This is a genomic window from Photobacterium ganghwense, from assembly GCF_003025595.1.
GTDB lineage: Bacteria > Pseudomonadota > Gammaproteobacteria > Enterobacterales > Vibrionaceae > Photobacterium > Photobacterium ganghwense.
Genome location: NZ_PYMI01000007.1, coordinates 13,417 through 28,381, shown reverse-complemented (window position 1 = coordinate 28,381; position 14,965 = coordinate 13,417). Strand labels below are relative to the sequence as shown.

The following is a 14,965-nucleotide window of genomic DNA, read 5'->3' as shown; positions in this document are numbered from 1 at the left end:
AATGACACATCCTACGTGGGAACTGCCTGTTGAAGACAATAACGCAGCGTTAATACTGACTCCTTGTCCTGGCACTAAAGAAGCGTCGCTGAGTGACAGCATTGATCAACTCAAATCTCAAGGTGTAACTGTCGTTGTTACGGCACTGAGCACTCATGAGATGCAAGAAAAAGGCGTTAGTGACTTGCCAGATCTCGTTGAGAAAGCAGGCTTGCAATGGTTCCATGCACCAATAGAAGATGACTGCGCACCAAACGAAGCGTTCCAAGCTCGCTGGAAACACTTATCACCCTCTTTGCATAAAGCCCTCTCCAATGGCGAAAAGATAGCGATCCATTGTATGGGGGGATCGGGACGTACTGGTTTGCTTGCTGCCCATCTATTGCTAGAGAAAGGTTGGGAGTTGCAAGAAATCATCACCCATGTCCAGTCGTTACGACCTGGCGCGTTTACCAAAGATGTGCAAGTTGAGTACATCCACCAATTTGCTAATCAATAAAAGCCTTCAAGAGCTGCCTTAGGCGGCTCTTTTTTTAAAGAGAGTGAATATGTTGTCTAAGCTCAACCAAAATGTCCGCCAGTACATGTTGGTCACATTTAACTATTGGAACTTCACCGTTACCGATGGCGCACTACGTATGTTGGTGGTGCTTTATTTTTATGATTTGGGTTATTCAACCTTAGAGATCGCCTCCCTTTTTCTTTTTTATGAATTCTTTGGCGTCGTCACTAACCTCATTGGTGGCTGGCTAGGTGCTCGGCTTGGTTTGAACCGAACGATGAATATTGGTTTGGGAATGCAAATTATCGCTCTGTCAATGCTGGCTGTTCCTGCAAGTTGGCTCTCGATTCCATGGGTCATGGCGGCACAAGCCTTGTCAGGTATTGCCAAAGATCTAAACAAGATGAGCGCGAAAAGCTCCATCAAAACCTTGGTGCCAGAGAATGCGCAAGGAGCGTTGTATAAGTGGATTGCCATACTTACAGGCTCTAAAAACGCGCTAAAAGGTGCAGGATTTTTCTTAGGTGGTGCGTTGTTATCGATGATTGGCTTCCAATATGCGGTAGCTGCGATGGCGGGTGTTCTTTTACTGGTCTTTATCGGCAGTGTGATTAGCCTTAAATCCGACCTGGGCAAAGCGAAAAATAAACCTAAGTTCTCTGAAATTTTTTCCAAATCTAGCAGCGTAAACATTCTATCCGCTGCTCGTATGTTCCTGTTTGGTGCGCGTGATGTTTGGTTTGTGATTGCACTGCCTATTTATCTGGGATCTGTGTTTGGATGGGATCATAGCGCCGTAGGTGGGTTCCTTGCTATTTGGGTTATCGGTTACGGAATCATTCAAGGAATTGCACCAAAGATAACTGGCAGTAAGTCTGGACATACTCCAGATGGTAAAGCCGCGATAGTGTGGGCGTTGGTATTGTCTGTAGTGACTGGCGTAATTGCTTACAGTGTGCAACAGCAATGGCATCCAGAAGTGGTTATTGTCGTTGGACTGATGATTTTTGGTGCTGTGTTTGCGGTTAATTCTTCTCTGCACTCGTACTTAATCGTCAGCTATGCCAAGGGCGATGGCGTCTCTCTGGATGTCGGTTTCTACTACATGGCAAACGCAATGGGACGCTTGATAGGGACTGTTTTATCTGGATGGGTGTTCCAAATGTGGGGGTTCTCAGCCTGTCTATGGGTATCCTTTGCCTTCTTAGCTTTAACGACCATTATTTCGTTTTGGCTGCCGACAGGTGGAAATCAAAAACTGGCTCAGCAATAAATAAAACTAAGCAGATTTGTTCACCAATGCCAGCTACGATTGCTGGCATTATTTTTTAACCTCAAGTCATCGAATAAGCGAGAGCTGTAAAAAACTTTAATGAAGTAGTATCAGTTCGTTACGTATCCACTTATCTACATTGATTTCAGATCGAGCACACGCTGTTTTATTTCTTCAGAATCGAGATTTTGAAAATCGATGTTTGCAAGAGCTTCAATTCTTCGTTTTAGAGAAGAGTAAACTTTATCGCATTGCTTGTTAAATTCGGAGACTGAAGCTTCATCATTAGGCAATGGCTCAAGATCCCAAGCAACACGAATACCAGCAGATAACCAGTTTGGGCAAGTTTCATGGTGCATTGTGTCACACACAGTAATTATTAGATCTGGATGGAAGCTCAGCCTTTCTTCCCATGACGTGCTGTGAAACTCAGAGACATCAAAACCATGCATTTCAAGGTATTGTGCAATACGAGGATTGACCTGCCCCTTAGGATGGCTACCACCACTTGCGATTTGGAAATTTTCAGGCAGGTATTTTTTTGCAATTGCTTCAGCCAAAATGCTTCTGCTTGCATTATGTTTGCACACAAATAATATTTTCATCAATTGCCCTGTAAATGTTTAGGATTACTAAATTCGACATTTATCATGCTTTCATTACAGTTTGTTGACGATTAAAAATAGGTATGAGTTAACTCATAGAAATACGCAGAGAAAGCTAGTCGTCTGCACTGTCAATCAATATTGCACACGAAATTTTGCCATACTTTAGGTAATTGATGATTTGCTAAATTAGTAAGCCATCTAAAACAGTTTTGTCCACAAATGAGTTACAGGCTCAGAGTCATGTGTGTGATCACCGAGCGATTCTGTCGCAATGAAAATCAGCTTCATCTTATAACATCGCCTAAACTTTTTATGACAAGTTCCCGCTTCGAAAAGCGTCAAAAATAGCCCAATTTACAAAAAAATATGACAACTGCTATAATTAGGGTTTAAACAAGAAATTTATTAACTTAACTCATTGTTAAAGATAGACTTTATTAAGAATCGTCAAAATTTATGTCTTAGCATATTTCCAAGGGTGGCAACCCATGGGCAAAGTGTATGACGGCCTGCACCGCATCAGCTTCCTGATCAATGAAGACGGTGTGATTGAGCATGTCTTCAACAAGTTCAAAACCAAAGACCACCACGAGGTGGTGCTGAAATTCCTCAACGAAAACCGTTAAGTAAAGCGGTTCTCCGGGCTTGCCGGAGCAAAGTACCTTTCGCCCGTGTCACTGGCCTAAGCCAACACCTCTAAAAAAACAAAAAGGCCGCGTTTAGCGGCCTTTTTGATTGAACGTCGGTTTTGATGCTTACTCTTCCACCGATTCGGCAGGTACAAGCTCCTGAGTCGGCGGCAGCGCATTCCATACCGCCTTGACCAGTGTCGCCAGAGGGATGGCAAAGAAGACGCCCCAGAATCCCCACAAGCCGCCAAACACCAGTACCGCAACAATAATCGCCACCGGGTGAAGGTTCACCGCTTCAGAGAACAGAATCGGCACCAGTACGTTACCGTCAAGCGCCTGAATAATGCCGTATGCCACCAGCAGCCACCAGAAATCAGGGCCAATCCCCCACTGGAATAAACCCACCATCGCCACCGGCAGCGTCACGACTGCCGCGCCAATGTACGGGATCAGTACCGAGAAGCCCACCAGCACCCCGAGCAGGACGGCATAACGCAGATCCATCACCGCAAAGGTGACATAGCTGACAATACCGACGATAAAAATTTCGGTGACCTTACCGCGGATATAATTGGAGATTTGCTCGTTCATCTCTTCGCCGACTTTACTCGCCAGGCGACGATTCTGTGGCAATACCCGCTTGAAGGTGCTGATCATTTCCTCTTTGTCTTTCAGCAGGAAAAACACCAGCAATGGAACCAGAATCAGGTAGACGGCCAGTGTGGCCAGGCTGATCAAAGAGGCCAGCGAGCCTTTCACCACGCTTTCCCCCATCCCCAGCACTTTTTCACGCAGGGTGACCATGAAGGTTGAGACCTGATGCGGCTGGACAAAATCCGGGTAACGTTCCGGCAGACTGGAGACAAAGCTCTGTAAGCCGTTGAACATGTTTGGCACGTCAGCAATCAGGTTACTGACCTGATGCCAGATGGTCGGTACCAGGCCGAATACGGCCATCACCATCAAACTGGCAAACACCAACAGCACAGCCATCACGGCCAGTGTGCGAGGCAACCCCAGACGCACCAGTTTCATGACCGGCCACTCCAGCAGGTATGCCAGAACAATAGCGACCAACAGCGGTGCAATCAGATTGCCAAAGAAATAAATGGTAAGAAACCCGCCCAGAAGAATAGCTACCAGACTAACGGCATGGGGGTCAGAAAATCGTCGCTGATACCAGCGATTCAACATATCCAGCATAAATTTGATTACAACCCTTTGGTCACAATGATTTCCAGTACCTGGTGATTATCCACCCGGACCTCGATAGTAAAACCATGATTAGATAGGTAGCGGGGTATATCTTGCCTTGCCCCCGTGTCAGTCACATGAATTTCCATTGACTCGCCGCTGTGCAGGTTTTGTACAGCACGTTTGGCCAATAATAATGCCATCGGGCACCTTTCTGCCGTCAGATTCAGCAAGGCTCTTTCCATTCCGGTATACTGACAATTATCTTCCATCGGGTTATTGTAAATGACAAGTAGGCGACAAAAAAGAAACCTGTGACAGGTTTAACGGTCATATTACCTTGTAATACAGTCCTTATTCAGGTTTTATGAACCTCGCGATCACCGCGAGTGCAACTCTACGTTAAAGAAGGCAGTACGAATTATTACTATGTTTCGATTCGCCAAGGCGCCAGCCTGTCTCCTGATCGGTGCGTTGCTGGGTACCAGCCTGCCAAGCCCGGCCAACGAATTTAATGACCTTCCCGAAATCGGGACGGCAGCCGCCGCCACCCTGAGCATTGAAAAAGAGCTCCAGTACGGCGACGCCTACATGCGTATGATCCGAGCCAAAATGCCGGTGATTACCGATCCGCTGCTCTCTGAGTATATTCAGGATCTTGGCCATCGCCTGGTCGCCAATGCCAGTGACGTCCGTACCCCGTTCAGCTTTTTTATGATCCAAAACCGCGCCATTAATGCTTTCGCATTCTTTGGCGGTCATGTCGCCATCCATTCCGGTTTGTTCTTGTATGCCCGTAGCGAAAGTGAGCTGGCGTCTGTTATGGCGCACGAAATAGCCCACGTGACTCAGCGCCATCTGGCGCGCAGCATGGAAGATCAGGCCAAGAAATCACCGGCGACCCTGGCAGCCCTGATTGGCTCCATGATGCTGGCCATCGCCTCACCGGAAGCCGGAATGGCTGCCATTCATGCCACAACAGCCGCCTCGGCGCAGGGGCAAATCAACTATACCCGTAGCAATGAACAGGAAGCTGACCGCATTGGTATCGCGACGCTGGCCAAATCCGGTTTTGAGGCGCAGGCTATGCCGCGTTTCTTTGGTCGCTTGGCAGATCAATACCGCTATGCCAGCAAACCGCCACCCATGCTGCTGACCCACCCCCTGCCGGAATCGCGGATCACTGACAGCCGCAGCCGAGCCAATCAGTATCCCAGCCGTCAGATGAGCGAATCTGAGCGCTACCATCTGGCGCGCGCCCGTATTGTCGCCCGTTACGCCGGGCTGGACAGCAAAGCTGCCCTTGGCTGGTTTGACCGTGAAATGAAAAGTGCCGATGCGGTGGTACGTACTGCTCTCAATTACGGCAAGGCGCTAGTGTACATCGACAACGATAATTACCCTCAGGCCCACGCTTTGCTGGATCCGTTATTGGCCAGTGATCCGGGAAACCGGTTTTTCATCGATTCGGCTACCGATCTGGATCTGAAGCAAAAGCAGTACGACAAAGCCATCAGACGCCTGGAAACAGCCCTGAAAGCTAACCCAGATAACAAGGTATTACGCCTTAACCTGGCTCATGCCCTTCAGGAAGCCGGCAGAATGAACGACAGTGTGCCGATTCTGACCCGCTACACCTATGACAACCCGGACGACTCCAACGGCTGGCATATGTTGTCTCAGGCACAAGCCACGCTGGGACGTCGTGATGCCGAACTGGCTGCCCGAGCGGAAGTGCTGGCCCTGCGCGGCTCCTGGGAAGAGGCAATTCAGCTTTATATTCAGGCCAGTCAAATTGTTGATGTGGACTCATTGGATCAGGCCCGCTATGACGCCCGGATAGACCAGCTCCGTCTGGCCCGCCAGCGTGCCGCGGAACTCTGAGTAATTCCCCTCATCTCCTGCCACCCGGCAGGAGATGTGATCCGCCTGGCATTGCGCTGGCCTCAAGCCCTGCTCCCCTGCCGCTTCCCCCTGATTCGGTATACAATACGCCTCAAAATCTGCTCGGCTCCCGGCCTGAACGCGGGAGCGGATAAGCCTCAAAAAGGAAGAATAACTATGTCAGTCACTATCTATCACAACCCACGTTGCTCTAAGAGCCGTGAAACTCTGGCCCTGCTGGAAGAAAAAGGTATCGCTCCGACTATCGTGAAATATCTGGATGAAACGCCGTCGATTGAGCAACTTCAGACGCTACTTAGCCAACTGGGCTATGGATCGGCACGTGAGATGATGCGTACCAAGGAAAGCCTGTACAAAGAGCTGAACCTGGACGGCGACAACGTGACCCAGCAGCAACTGTTTGAAGCCATGGCCGCCAACCCGAAACTGATTGAACGTCCAATCGTGGTCAATGGTGACAAAGCGGCAATGGGCCGTCCGCCAGAGCAAGTGCTCGACATCCTGTAAGCGCCAGTATGAAAAGCCTTCTGGTTCTTTACTACAGCCGTCACGGCAATACCCGCCAACTGGCACGCCAGATTGCCCGTGGGATAGAACAGGTTGACGGCTGTGAAGCCATGCTTCGCACCGTGGCTGACATCGACAGTCAGGGTAACAGTGCGCAGGATTCCGATAGTGATCCGCTGGTCAGTCAGGCCGATCTGCAACAGTGTATCGGCCTTGCGATGGGCAGTCCGGTGCGGTTTGGTAACATGGCCGCCCCCCTGAAGCATTTCTGGGACACGACCAGCCGGGAATGGCTTGGTGGGACACTGATCGGCAAGCCTGCCTGTGTGTTTACCTCGTCATCATCAATGCACGGTGGGCAGGAAACGACGCTTCAGTCGATGATGCTGCCCCTGCTGCATCACGGCATGCTGATCGTCGGGATCCCGTATTCAGAGCCGGCGCTGCATACCACCCAGTCAGGCGGAACTCCTTACGGACCATCCCACTTCAACACCGGGGAAAGCCGTCAGCTGAGCCGAGAAGAATGCGAGTTGGCTCAGGCCTGTGGCAAACGCCTGGCCGAAGCGGCCCTGAAACTAATGTAAGCCGTCCCGTTAGGGACAACACGGTCATACTGAAGGATGCGTACCATGACCCCCATGAGTCAACACACTCGCCGCCTGCGCCTGGGCGCCTTAACCGCTTACCTGTCACTGATGGTCTGGGTTGGGCTGTGGCAAAGCCTGCTTTCGCCGCACCCGCACCTGAATAGCCTGATCATGGCCGGTGTCTGGATTGTTCCGCTACTGCTGCCGCTCAAAGGCATTCTGGCAGGGAAACCCTATACCCATGCCTGGGCCAATTTTATTCTGATGTTCTACTTTCTCCACGCACTGACCATGCTGTGGGTAGATGAAGGTGAACGCTGGCTCGCTCTGGTTGAACTGCTGATCACCAGTTGTGCTTTCGTCGCCAATGCCATGTTTGCCCGCCATCGCGGCCGCGAACTCGGCATCAAACTGAAAAAGTTGTCGGAAGTCGAGAAAGAAGAAAAAGCCCGTCATGAGGGGCCGTCGGCTTAGTAGCTTAGTAGCTTAGCGACTTAGCGACTTAGCGACTTAGCGAAATATGAAAAATAAAAACGGTGGCATCAGCCACCGTTTTTTTATCACTTTTAGGGTCAATGAACCACTGGCTCAATCAGGCCTGTGGCGCACGCCATTCATACATGCTGACTTGCTTCACCGGTTTCGCTGGGGCAGATAGCGTCTCAGATGAGTCTGTCTGCCCGTCCAGTACGGCTTCTGTTGGCTGAACCTCTGATGCTTCCATCGGCTCTGCAGGCATCACAGGCGCTGTGACTTCTGACAGGCGGCTGTTCTGGCTCAGTTCACGCTGGAAGGCTGCTTCCGTACTCAATAGTTTTACGGAAAACTCCACCTGCTCCCCCTGAATGCGATAAGCATTGATTCCGGCCACGGAGCTCAGGTTGGTCATCATGCGCTCAAGGGTAAAGAAATCTTTGGCACTGCGAATATTACTGACCACCACGGCCAGTTGGCCACTCTCATCACCCCCCAGCGGCACGGCATATTTCACTCCCAGCTGATCGGCCACATGATCCATCATCCGACGAAGCGTTGCCTCCGACGTACCGGATGCCTGTCCTTCAGATGGCGTCACCTTGGTCGCCGCCATTTTTTCCGGGCCTTCTGCATACAGCTGCCAGTTCATGACGTAGTCATCCGGCCCTTTACGGCGGGCGCGAACCACCAGCACCGCTTCCGGCTGGTAGCGCTGGCTGGCTTGTACGATTGGCCCGACAAAACCGCCCCACAAATCCGGGACGCTGATCGCCGTAACGTCCTCAAAGTCCCCGATTGGCATCATGGTCGGCACACCTCTTCGGTCTGCCTCACTCTTCATCCCGGCTAGCAACGGGTTACCCGACTGATCCCAGGCAATGTTACGGCTGCTTTCCGCGTCTTCAACCAGCCAGACCAGCACATTCGGGCGCTGTTCACCCCAGAAGGTTGCCTGAGCCTGAGTCAGCAACTGGCGCACACGGTTCCGATCGAAAGTCAGATCCAGGGTACGCTTCCCTTTCAGGTTGCCGTAACCATACTGGCTGACAAACGGGTTACTGTTAGCCAGCGCCTTGGTCACGACGTCATTGTTCACCACCCGGCTCTGTCCCGAGACCTTCACCAGCACCTGAGCAAGGGCATCGCGGCGGGCATTTTGCTCTGACTGGCTGTCAGTATCGGGCAACACAATCCTGGCCTGGTAAAGGTCTGTGACTGTTGCAGCCTGCACAGTCCCGGCCAGCAGGGCCATAAGAAGGAAGGTAAGACGCAGCATAATAAACTCATTTATCATTTAGATTGATTGTTGCACGATGATAAATTGATCCCATTAAATTCGGCAACCAATTGTAGGAAAAATCCGGACATGACGGCATTTTTATGCCATCGCTTTTATTCATATTTAGCCAAAATGGCGACAAATACGTCAAGGCTGCGTCAGTTATTCTTTCCCTAAACACCCACCCAGCGACATTTTGCCTTTATTCACTACTTTCTCAGTGGAGAATTAGGCAAACGATTTCTTCTATGCTAACATTCCGCGATTTTTTTACAGCTAGGATGGGAAATATACAAATGATGCAGATCTTACAAGGTGCTCAGATGCTCTTTGTTGCATTCGGGGCATTGGTTCTGGTTCCGCTACTTACCGGTCTGGACCCCAACGTTGCGCTCTTCGGTGCCGGTCTAGGTACCCTCCTGTTCCAAGTCATTACTAAACGCTCTGTCCCTATTTTCCTCGCTTCCTCTTTCGCGTTTATTGCTCCTATCATGTACGGTGTTCAAACTTGGGGTATCCCGGCAACCATGGGTGGCCTGATGATGGCCGGTGTGGTGTACATCTGTATGGGTGGCATAATCAAAGTGCGCGGTGTCGGTATTATTCACAAGCTGCTGCCACCAGTGGTGGTCGGGCCGGTCATTATGGTCATCGGGCTGGGGCTGGCACCTGCGGCGGTGAACATGGCGCTGGGTAAAACCGGTGACGGTGCGGTTCAACTGATCGACGGCAATGCTGCGCTGTGGATTTCTTCTGTCTCGCTGCTGGTGACCATTTTCTTCAGCGTGTTCGCCCGTGGCTTCCTGAAGCTTGTGCCGATTATGGCGGGTATCGTCGCCGGTTACGTGACGGCACTGGTCTACGGTGTGGTTGACTTTACTGCGGTACAACAGGCCTCCTGGCTGGCCATGCCAAACTTCACATACCCTGAGTTTAATATCAATGCCATGCTGTTCATGATTCCGGTAGCAATTGCGCCGGCCGTTGAGCACGTCGGGGATATGCTGGCTATTTCTAACGTGACCGGTAAAGACTACCTGAAGAAGCCGGGTTTGCACCGCACCATGACCGGTGACGGGGTGGCAACCATGGCTGCTTCGCTGTTCGGTGCGCCGCCAAACACCACTTACTCTGAAGTTACCGGTGCCGTTATGCTGACCAAAGCCTACAACCCGGTAATCATGACCTGGGCCGCAGTCACTGCGCTGGTACTGGCTTTTGTCGGTAAGCTGGGCGCCATTCTGCAAACCATCCCAGTACCGGTAATGGGCGGCATCATGATTCTGCTGTTCGGTTCAATCGCAACCGTCGGCCTGAACACGCTGATCAAAAACCAGGTGGATCTGCATAAATCACGCAACCTGGTGATTGTTGCCGTTACCCTGGTATTCGGGATTGGCGGTATGGCCTTTGGGATCGGCGAGTTCAGCCTGCAAGGTGTCAGCCTGTGTGGTATTGTCGCCATTATACTGAACCTGATTCTGCCTGCGGACCTGGGTGAAAATCACGTGGTTGATAATGCGCAGCTGGACAGCGCGCAAGACTCGAAATAATTCTTCACACTAGCGTTCGCTAATACATAAGAGCTGCCTTCGGGCAGCTCTTTTTGTTTACAACAAAATTGACACTGAGGGCAGCGACGCGAAAAGTTGCCGCGTATGGCGGATAAACCGCGTGTAACATTGCCACGGTCACACTCAGTGAAGATGTCGCTACTTGGCGTCGCTATAATAGATTGAGTTATATGATAGAGCGGTATGACGGAGCTGTAGTTGTAGTTGTAGCGACATGGTATAGCTCGACGCGGTTTCACTCAGGCTCAGGATACCCTGACTCACTTTCCCATCCCGCTTATACCCATATCTCGATAGCGCAAAAATTACAGACATAAAAAAGCCGGCAATCGCCGGCTTTTTCTGAATTCTCAGTCTGACAATTACTTCGTACCGAAGATCTTGTCACCAGCATCGCCCAGACCAGGAACGATGTAGCCTTTGTCATTCAGTTTCTCATCGATAGCTGCCGTGTACAGCTCAACGTCCGGGTGAGCTTTTTCCAGCGCCGCAATGCCTTCCGGTGCCGCAACCAGTACCAGCACTTTAATGGATTTACAGCCGTGCTCTTTCAGCAGGTCGATCGTCGCGATCATTGAGCCGCCTGTTGCCAGCATTGGGTCAACGACCAGCGCCATACGCTCATCAATGTTAGAAGCCAGTTTGTGGAAGTAAGGAACCGGCTCCAGCGTTTCCTCGTCGCGGTAAATCCCGACGGTTGAAATACGAGCACTTGGCATGTGCTCCAGCACGCCATCCATCATACCCAGACCGGCACGCAGAATTGGCACAACGGTAACTTTCTTGCCTTTGATCTGGTCAACTTCAACGGGACCGTTCCAGCCCTCAATAGTCACTTTTTCTGTTTCGAAGTCTGCCGTCGCTTCGTAAGTCAGCAGGCTGCCGACTTCTGTTGCTAGCTCACGGAAACGCTTAGTGCTGATGTCACCTTCGCGCATAAGACCAATCTTATGTTTTACCAGTGGGTGTTTTACCTCAACGACTTTCATTTCTGACTCCTAAGCTAACAAAATTTCAAAAAATCGCACTATTATACACTAGACCAATACGGTTCTGGTAGGGGCCAGCCTTGCGTTTGGTCAGGAAATACCCTCTCACAATATTTGACGCAAACGTTTTCCTTTCCGCCCTGAGTGCTGTTATCATACCCCCGCTTTTTTACTTTAATACGTTGAGGGACCTCCTGTGAGCGGCAATAACTCTTCTCTTAGTTACAAAGATGCTGGTGTTGATATCGATGCAGGTAATGCATTAGTTGATCGTATTAAAGGGGTGGTAAAACGCACCCACCGTCCTGAAGTGATGGGCGGTATCGGCGGATTTGGTGCGTTGTGTGCGTTGCCGACTAAGTATAAGGAGCCAGTGCTGGTGTCCGGTACAGACGGTGTGGGTACCAAGCTGCGTCTGGCAATGGATCTGAACAAACATGACACGATCGGGATTGATCTGGTGGCCATGTGTGTCAACGACCTTATTGTACAGGGCGCTGAACCGCTGTTCTTCCTGGACTACTACGCAACAGGCAAACTGGATGTCGACACTGCCGCTCAGGTTGTTGCCGGTATCGGTGAAGGGTGTGTGCAGTCTGGTTGTGCGTTGATCGGCGGTGAAACGGCTGAAATGCCGGGAATGTACCACGGCGAAGACTACGATGTAGCAGGCTTCTGCGTGGGTGTGGTGGAAAAAGAAGAGATTATCGACGGCAGTAAAGTACAAGCCGGCGATGCCCTGATTGCGGTTGCCTCAAGCGGCCCTCACTCTAACGGCTTCTCACTGATTCGTAAAATCATTGAAGTGTCTGCCGCCGACCTGAGCCAGGATCTGGAAGGCAAACCTCTGGCTGACCACCTGCTGGAGCCAACAAAAATTTATGTGAAATCGACTCTGAAGATGATGGAAAGCTGCGATGTTCACGCGATTTCTCACATCACAGGCGGCGGTTTCTGGGAAAATATCCCTCGCGTTCTGCCGCAAGGGACCAAAGCTGTGGTTGACGGTAACAGCTGGGAATGGCCAGCCGTGTTCAACTGGCTGCAGCAAGCCGGTAATGTCGAAACCTACGAAATGTACCGCACTTTCAACTGCGGCGTGGGTCTGGTGATTGCGCTGCCACAAGCTCAGGCTGAACAAGCGATTGCCATTTTAAACGCAGAAGGTGAAAACGCCTGGCTACTGGGTCACATTGCTGAAGCCGGCGCTAACGAAGCACAGGTGGAGATCCTGTAATCGTATGAAAAATATTGTCGTTCTGATCTCCGGTAACGGCTCCAACCTGCAAGCCATTATTGATGCCTGCGAGTCAGGCATCATTGAGAACGCGCGCATAGCGGCCGTTATCTCGAACAAAGCGGATGCATACGGGTTGGAACGGGCTCATCAGGCAGGTATTGATACGCTGCACCTGGCTGCCGGTGATTACACCGATCGTGAAGCCTTTGACCGGGCTATGGCCGACAACATTGATCAGTTCTCACCGGATCTGATCATTCTGGCTGGCTTCATGCGGATTCTGAGTGCCGATTTCGTTCGTCACTATCAGGGGCGAATGATCAATATTCACCCTTCCCTGCTGCCAAAGTACACCGGGTTGAACACTCACCAGAGAGCCATTGATGCCGGTGATACCGAACATGGCACCAGCGTGCACTTCGTCACGGAAGAGCTTGATGGTGGCCCGGTGATCCTGCAAGCCAAAGTGCCGATTTTCGAGGATGATACCGCCGAGGATGTCATGGCACGCGTACAGCAGCAAGAGCACCGTATCTATCCGGTTGTTGCCAACTGGTGCTTACAGCAGCGAGTCACTATGCAAGGAAACAATGCGGTGTTTGAAGGGGATATCCTGCCAGCGAACGGTTACGCGGCAGAGGACTGAGTAACATTTAATCCCTTTTCTCTGTGTTCCATAATAAAAAACGCGACCCACGGTCGCGTTTTTTATTTTTTCTTCTCGCCGGAGGTATCAGACTCTAATACCCGGCTGTAAACCGGCTCACCCAGGTGGAACACACTGAATTCCCCTACGCCCATTTTGTGCCAACGCTCATCATTGGTCAGCGGCTGGGTCGCAATCACCGTCACCACATCATTCGGGGTGGTTTCCTGCTGGAAATCAATCGTCACATCTTCATCAATCAGTGACGCCTTACCGAACGGTGCACGTCGGGTAATCCAGTGCAGGTTATTGCTGCAATAAGTCAGTACATACTCGCCATTACTCAGCAGCATATTGTAAACCCCCAGTTGTCTCAGGGTGTCACAACATTCGGCCACCAACGCAAACATCGCATCGCAATCCTGCGGGATTTCCGGAAACCGGGCATCCAGCTGATTGAGCAGCCAGCAGAACGCTTTTTCACTGTCCGTTTCGCCAACCGGCTTGAACCGTCCGGTTTCCAGCTGATCATAACCGGTCAGTTGTCCGTTGTGGGCGAACGTCCAGTACTGCCCCCAAAGTTCCCGCGTGAACGGATGAGTATTTTCCAGATTCACCCCGCCCCGGTTAGCCTGCCGAATATGGCTGACCACCGCGCAGCTCTTGATCGGATAGTTCTGAACCAACTCAGCAATACGCGAGTCAAAGCTCGGAGACGGATCTTTAAACGTACGGAATCCCTTTCCTTCGTAAAAGGTGATTCCCCAGCCATCACGGTGCGGGCCGGTTTTACCGCCCCGCTGCATCAGGCCGGTAAAGCTAAAACAAATGTCAGTCGGTACATTGGCACTCATGCCAAGGAGTTCACACATCTTCCGTTATGTCCTAAATCGCTCAGACACCAAGTGGTGTTATGCCGCCATCTCTTTTTCAATCAGCATGATCAGGATGTGGATAATCTTGATATGCACTTCCTGGATACGATCAGCATAGCCAAAATGTGGGACACGGATCTCCACATCCGCCAGTCCGGCCATCTTGCCGCCGTCTTTGCCGGTCAGGGCGATCACTTTCATGCCTTTGGCTTTCGCCGCGTCAATGGCTTTCAGGATGTTGCCGGAGTTGCCGGACGTTGACAGCCCGAACAGGACATCCCCTTTCATTCCCACCGCTTCAAGGTAGCGCGAGAACACATGTTCATAGCCGAAGTCGTTACTGACACAGGACAGATGGCTGGGATCAGAAATCGCAATACCGGGATAACCCGGACGGTTTTCACGGTATCGCCCTGTCAGCTCTTCCGCAAAATGCATGGCATCACAGTGGGAGCCACCGTTACCGCATGACAGTACCTTACCGCCCTGTTTGAATGACTCGGCCAGCAGCTTGGCTGCCGCTTCGATATCAGCAATGTTCTTCTCGTCGCTCAGAAAGCGGTTCAGCACTTCGGCCGCTTCTGTCAACTCTGCGCGGATAATATCTTGGTACATAGGCTCTACTCTGGTTATTCACATACTAAAAGCGGGGCATGATGCCCCGCAGATACATG

At 51.1% G+C, this 14,965-nt stretch carries 16 protein-coding genes and 1 pseudogene; 10 read left to right on the top strand and 7 right to left on the bottom strand.

Going from position 1 to position 14,965, the window contains the following annotated elements:
- Window position 1 precedes the first annotated feature (1 nt).
- Together C9I92_RS20485 and arsJ are read left to right on the top strand one after the other, a co-directional pair.
- Window positions 2-499 carry a cyclin-dependent kinase inhibitor 3 family protein gene (locus tag C9I92_RS20485; protein ID WP_047886792.1) on the top strand — a complete coding sequence of 166 codons (498 nt, stop codon included), beginning with the start codon at window positions 2-4 and terminating at the stop codon, window positions 497-499.
- A gap of 49 nt (window positions 500-548) precedes the next feature.
- Window positions 549-1,775 (top strand): organoarsenical effux MFS transporter ArsJ, encoded by a 1,227-nt coding sequence (gene arsJ, locus C9I92_RS20480; RefSeq protein WP_211263845.1) that lies wholly within the window; start codon window positions 549-551, stop codon window positions 1,773-1,775.
- Window positions 1,776-1,909: 134 nt separating this feature from the next.
- On the opposite strand, the gene C9I92_RS20475 is transcribed toward arsJ, so the two are convergent.
- Window positions 1,910-2,380 carry an arsenate-mycothiol transferase ArsC gene (locus C9I92_RS20475; RefSeq protein WP_047886794.1) on the bottom strand — a complete coding sequence of 157 codons (471 nt, stop codon included), beginning with the start codon at window positions 2,378-2,380 and terminating at the stop codon, window positions 1,910-1,912.
- A 491-nt stretch (window positions 2,381-2,871) separates the two neighbouring features.
- Between C9I92_RS20475 and C9I92_RS20470 the strand changes: the two are divergent.
- A pseudogene (locus tag C9I92_RS20470) lies at window positions 2,872-3,009 on the top strand (hypothetical protein); the annotation flags it as partial.
- Between the two features lie 129 nt (window positions 3,010-3,138).
- On the opposite strand, the gene C9I92_RS20465 reads toward C9I92_RS20470, so the two are convergent.
- Complete coding sequence (locus C9I92_RS20465; RefSeq protein ID WP_047886795.1) at window positions 3,139-4,218, bottom strand: AI-2E family transporter; 1,080 nt, start codon at window positions 4,216-4,218, stop codon at window positions 3,139-3,141.
- A gap of 8 nt (window positions 4,219-4,226) precedes the next feature.
- Window positions 4,227-4,454 carry a sulfurtransferase TusA family protein gene (locus C9I92_RS20460; protein WP_047886796.1) on the bottom strand — a complete coding sequence of 76 codons (228 nt, stop codon included), beginning with the start codon at window positions 4,452-4,454 and terminating at the stop codon, window positions 4,227-4,229.
- Between the two features lie 184 nt (window positions 4,455-4,638).
- Between C9I92_RS20460 and bepA the strand changes: the two genes are divergently transcribed.
- The 4 genes from bepA to C9I92_RS20440 all read left to right on the top strand — a co-directional run bounded on the left by bepA (window position 4,639) and on the right by C9I92_RS20440 (window position 7,685).
- Window positions 4,639-6,093: a beta-barrel assembly-enhancing protease gene (gene bepA, locus C9I92_RS20455; RefSeq protein WP_047886797.1), complete on the top strand. Its 1,455-nt coding sequence runs from the start codon at window positions 4,639-4,641 to the stop codon at window positions 6,091-6,093.
- Window positions 6,094-6,270: 177 nt separating this feature from the next.
- Entirely contained in the window at window positions 6,271-6,621 is a 351-nt protein-coding gene (arsC, locus tag C9I92_RS20450; RefSeq protein ID WP_047886798.1) for an arsenate reductase (glutaredoxin), read from the top strand.
- 8 nt (window positions 6,622-6,629) lie between these two features.
- Entirely contained in the window at window positions 6,630-7,208 is a 579-nt protein-coding gene (gene wrbA / locus C9I92_RS20445; RefSeq protein ID WP_047886799.1) for an NAD(P)H:quinone oxidoreductase, read from the top strand.
- Between the two features lie 45 nt (window positions 7,209-7,253).
- On the top strand, window positions 7,254-7,685 hold the full coding sequence (locus C9I92_RS20440) for a DUF2069 domain-containing protein (protein WP_047886800.1): 432 nt from the start codon (window positions 7,254-7,256) through the stop codon (window positions 7,683-7,685).
- 118 nt (window positions 7,686-7,803) lie between these two features.
- Here C9I92_RS20440 and C9I92_RS20435 read toward each other — a convergent pair whose 3' ends face one another.
- On the bottom strand, window positions 7,804-8,964 hold the full coding sequence (locus C9I92_RS20435) for a DUF2066 domain-containing protein (protein ID WP_053061920.1): 1,161 nt from the start codon (window positions 8,962-8,964) through the stop codon (window positions 7,804-7,806).
- 299 nt (window positions 8,965-9,263) lie between these two features.
- Here C9I92_RS20435 and C9I92_RS20430 point away from each other — a divergent pair, with 299 nt between their 5' ends.
- Window positions 9,264-10,520, top strand: coding sequence for a uracil-xanthine permease family protein (locus C9I92_RS20430; RefSeq protein WP_047886801.1), 1,257 nt, complete (start codon window positions 9,264-9,266; stop codon window positions 10,518-10,520).
- 383 nt (window positions 10,521-10,903) lie between these two features.
- On the opposite strand, the gene upp is transcribed toward C9I92_RS20430, so the two are convergent.
- Window positions 10,904-11,530 (bottom strand): uracil phosphoribosyltransferase, encoded by a 627-nt coding sequence (upp, locus tag C9I92_RS20425; RefSeq protein WP_047886802.1) that lies wholly within the window; start codon window positions 11,528-11,530, stop codon window positions 10,904-10,906.
- 196 nt (window positions 11,531-11,726) lie between these two features.
- Between upp and purM the strand changes: the two genes are divergently transcribed.
- Window positions 11,727-12,767: a phosphoribosylformylglycinamidine cyclo-ligase gene (purM, locus tag C9I92_RS20420; protein ID WP_047886803.1), complete on the top strand. Its 1,041-nt coding sequence runs from the start codon at window positions 11,727-11,729 to the stop codon at window positions 12,765-12,767.
- A 4-nt stretch (window positions 12,768-12,771) separates the two neighbouring features.
- A complete protein-coding gene (purN, locus tag C9I92_RS20415; RefSeq protein ID WP_047886804.1) occupies window positions 12,772-13,416 on the top strand; it encodes a phosphoribosylglycinamide formyltransferase in 645 nt (214 codons plus the stop codon).
- A 62-nt stretch (window positions 13,417-13,478) separates the two neighbouring features.
- Here purN and C9I92_RS20410 read toward each other — a convergent pair whose 3' ends face one another.
- A complete protein-coding gene (locus tag C9I92_RS20410; RefSeq protein WP_047886805.1) occupies window positions 13,479-14,288 on the bottom strand; it encodes a class II glutamine amidotransferase in 810 nt (269 codons plus the stop codon).
- A 39-nt stretch (window positions 14,289-14,327) separates the two neighbouring features.
- A complete protein-coding gene (gene lpcA / locus C9I92_RS20405) occupies window positions 14,328-14,906 on the bottom strand; it encodes a D-sedoheptulose 7-phosphate isomerase (RefSeq protein ID WP_047886806.1) in 579 nt (192 codons plus the stop codon).
- Window positions 14,907-14,965 lie beyond the last annotated feature (59 nt).

Bases quoted from the DNA above. Each gene is read 5' to 3' on its own strand.
- C9I92_RS20440 (WP_047886800.1), top strand. From the start codon at position 7,254: ATGACCCCCATGAGTCAACACACTCGCCGCCTGCGCCTGGGCGCCTTA.
- C9I92_RS20465 (WP_047886795.1), bottom strand. From the start codon at position 4,218: ATGCTGGATATGTTGAATCGCTGGTATCAGCGACGATTTTCTGACCCC.
- bepA (WP_047886797.1), top strand. From the start codon at position 4,639: ATGTTTCGATTCGCCAAGGCGCCAGCCTGTCTCCTGATCGGTGCGTTG.
- C9I92_RS20430 (WP_047886801.1), top strand. From the start codon at position 9,264: ATGATGCAGATCTTACAAGGTGCTCAGATGCTCTTTGTTGCATTCGGG.
- C9I92_RS20485 (WP_047886792.1), top strand. From the start codon at position 2: ATGACACATCCTACGTGGGAACTGCCTGTTGAAGACAATAACGCAGCG.
- wrbA (WP_047886799.1), top strand. From the start codon at position 6,630: ATGAAAAGCCTTCTGGTTCTTTACTACAGCCGTCACGGCAATACCCGC.
- upp (WP_047886802.1), bottom strand. From the start codon at position 11,530: ATGAAAGTCGTTGAGGTAAAACACCCACTGGTAAAACATAAGATTGGT.
- arsJ (WP_211263845.1), top strand. From the start codon at position 549: ATGTTGTCTAAGCTCAACCAAAATGTCCGCCAGTACATGTTGGTCACA.
- C9I92_RS20475 (WP_047886794.1), bottom strand. From the start codon at position 2,380: ATGAAAATATTATTTGTGTGCAAACATAATGCAAGCAGAAGCATTTTG.
- C9I92_RS20460 (WP_047886796.1), bottom strand. From the start codon at position 4,454: ATGGAAAGAGCCTTGCTGAATCTGACGGCAGAAAGGTGCCCGATGGCA.
- C9I92_RS20410 (WP_047886805.1), bottom strand. From the start codon at position 14,288: ATGTGTGAACTCCTTGGCATGAGTGCCAATGTACCGACTGACATTTGT.
- lpcA (WP_047886806.1), bottom strand. From the start codon at position 14,906: ATGTACCAAGATATTATCCGCGCAGAGTTGACAGAAGCGGCCGAAGTG.
- C9I92_RS20435 (WP_053061920.1), bottom strand. From the start codon at position 8,964: ATGCTGCGTCTTACCTTCCTTCTTATGGCCCTGCTGGCCGGGACTGTG.
- arsC (WP_047886798.1), top strand. From the start codon at position 6,271: ATGTCAGTCACTATCTATCACAACCCACGTTGCTCTAAGAGCCGTGAA.
- purN (WP_047886804.1), top strand. From the start codon at position 12,772: ATGAAAAATATTGTCGTTCTGATCTCCGGTAACGGCTCCAACCTGCAA.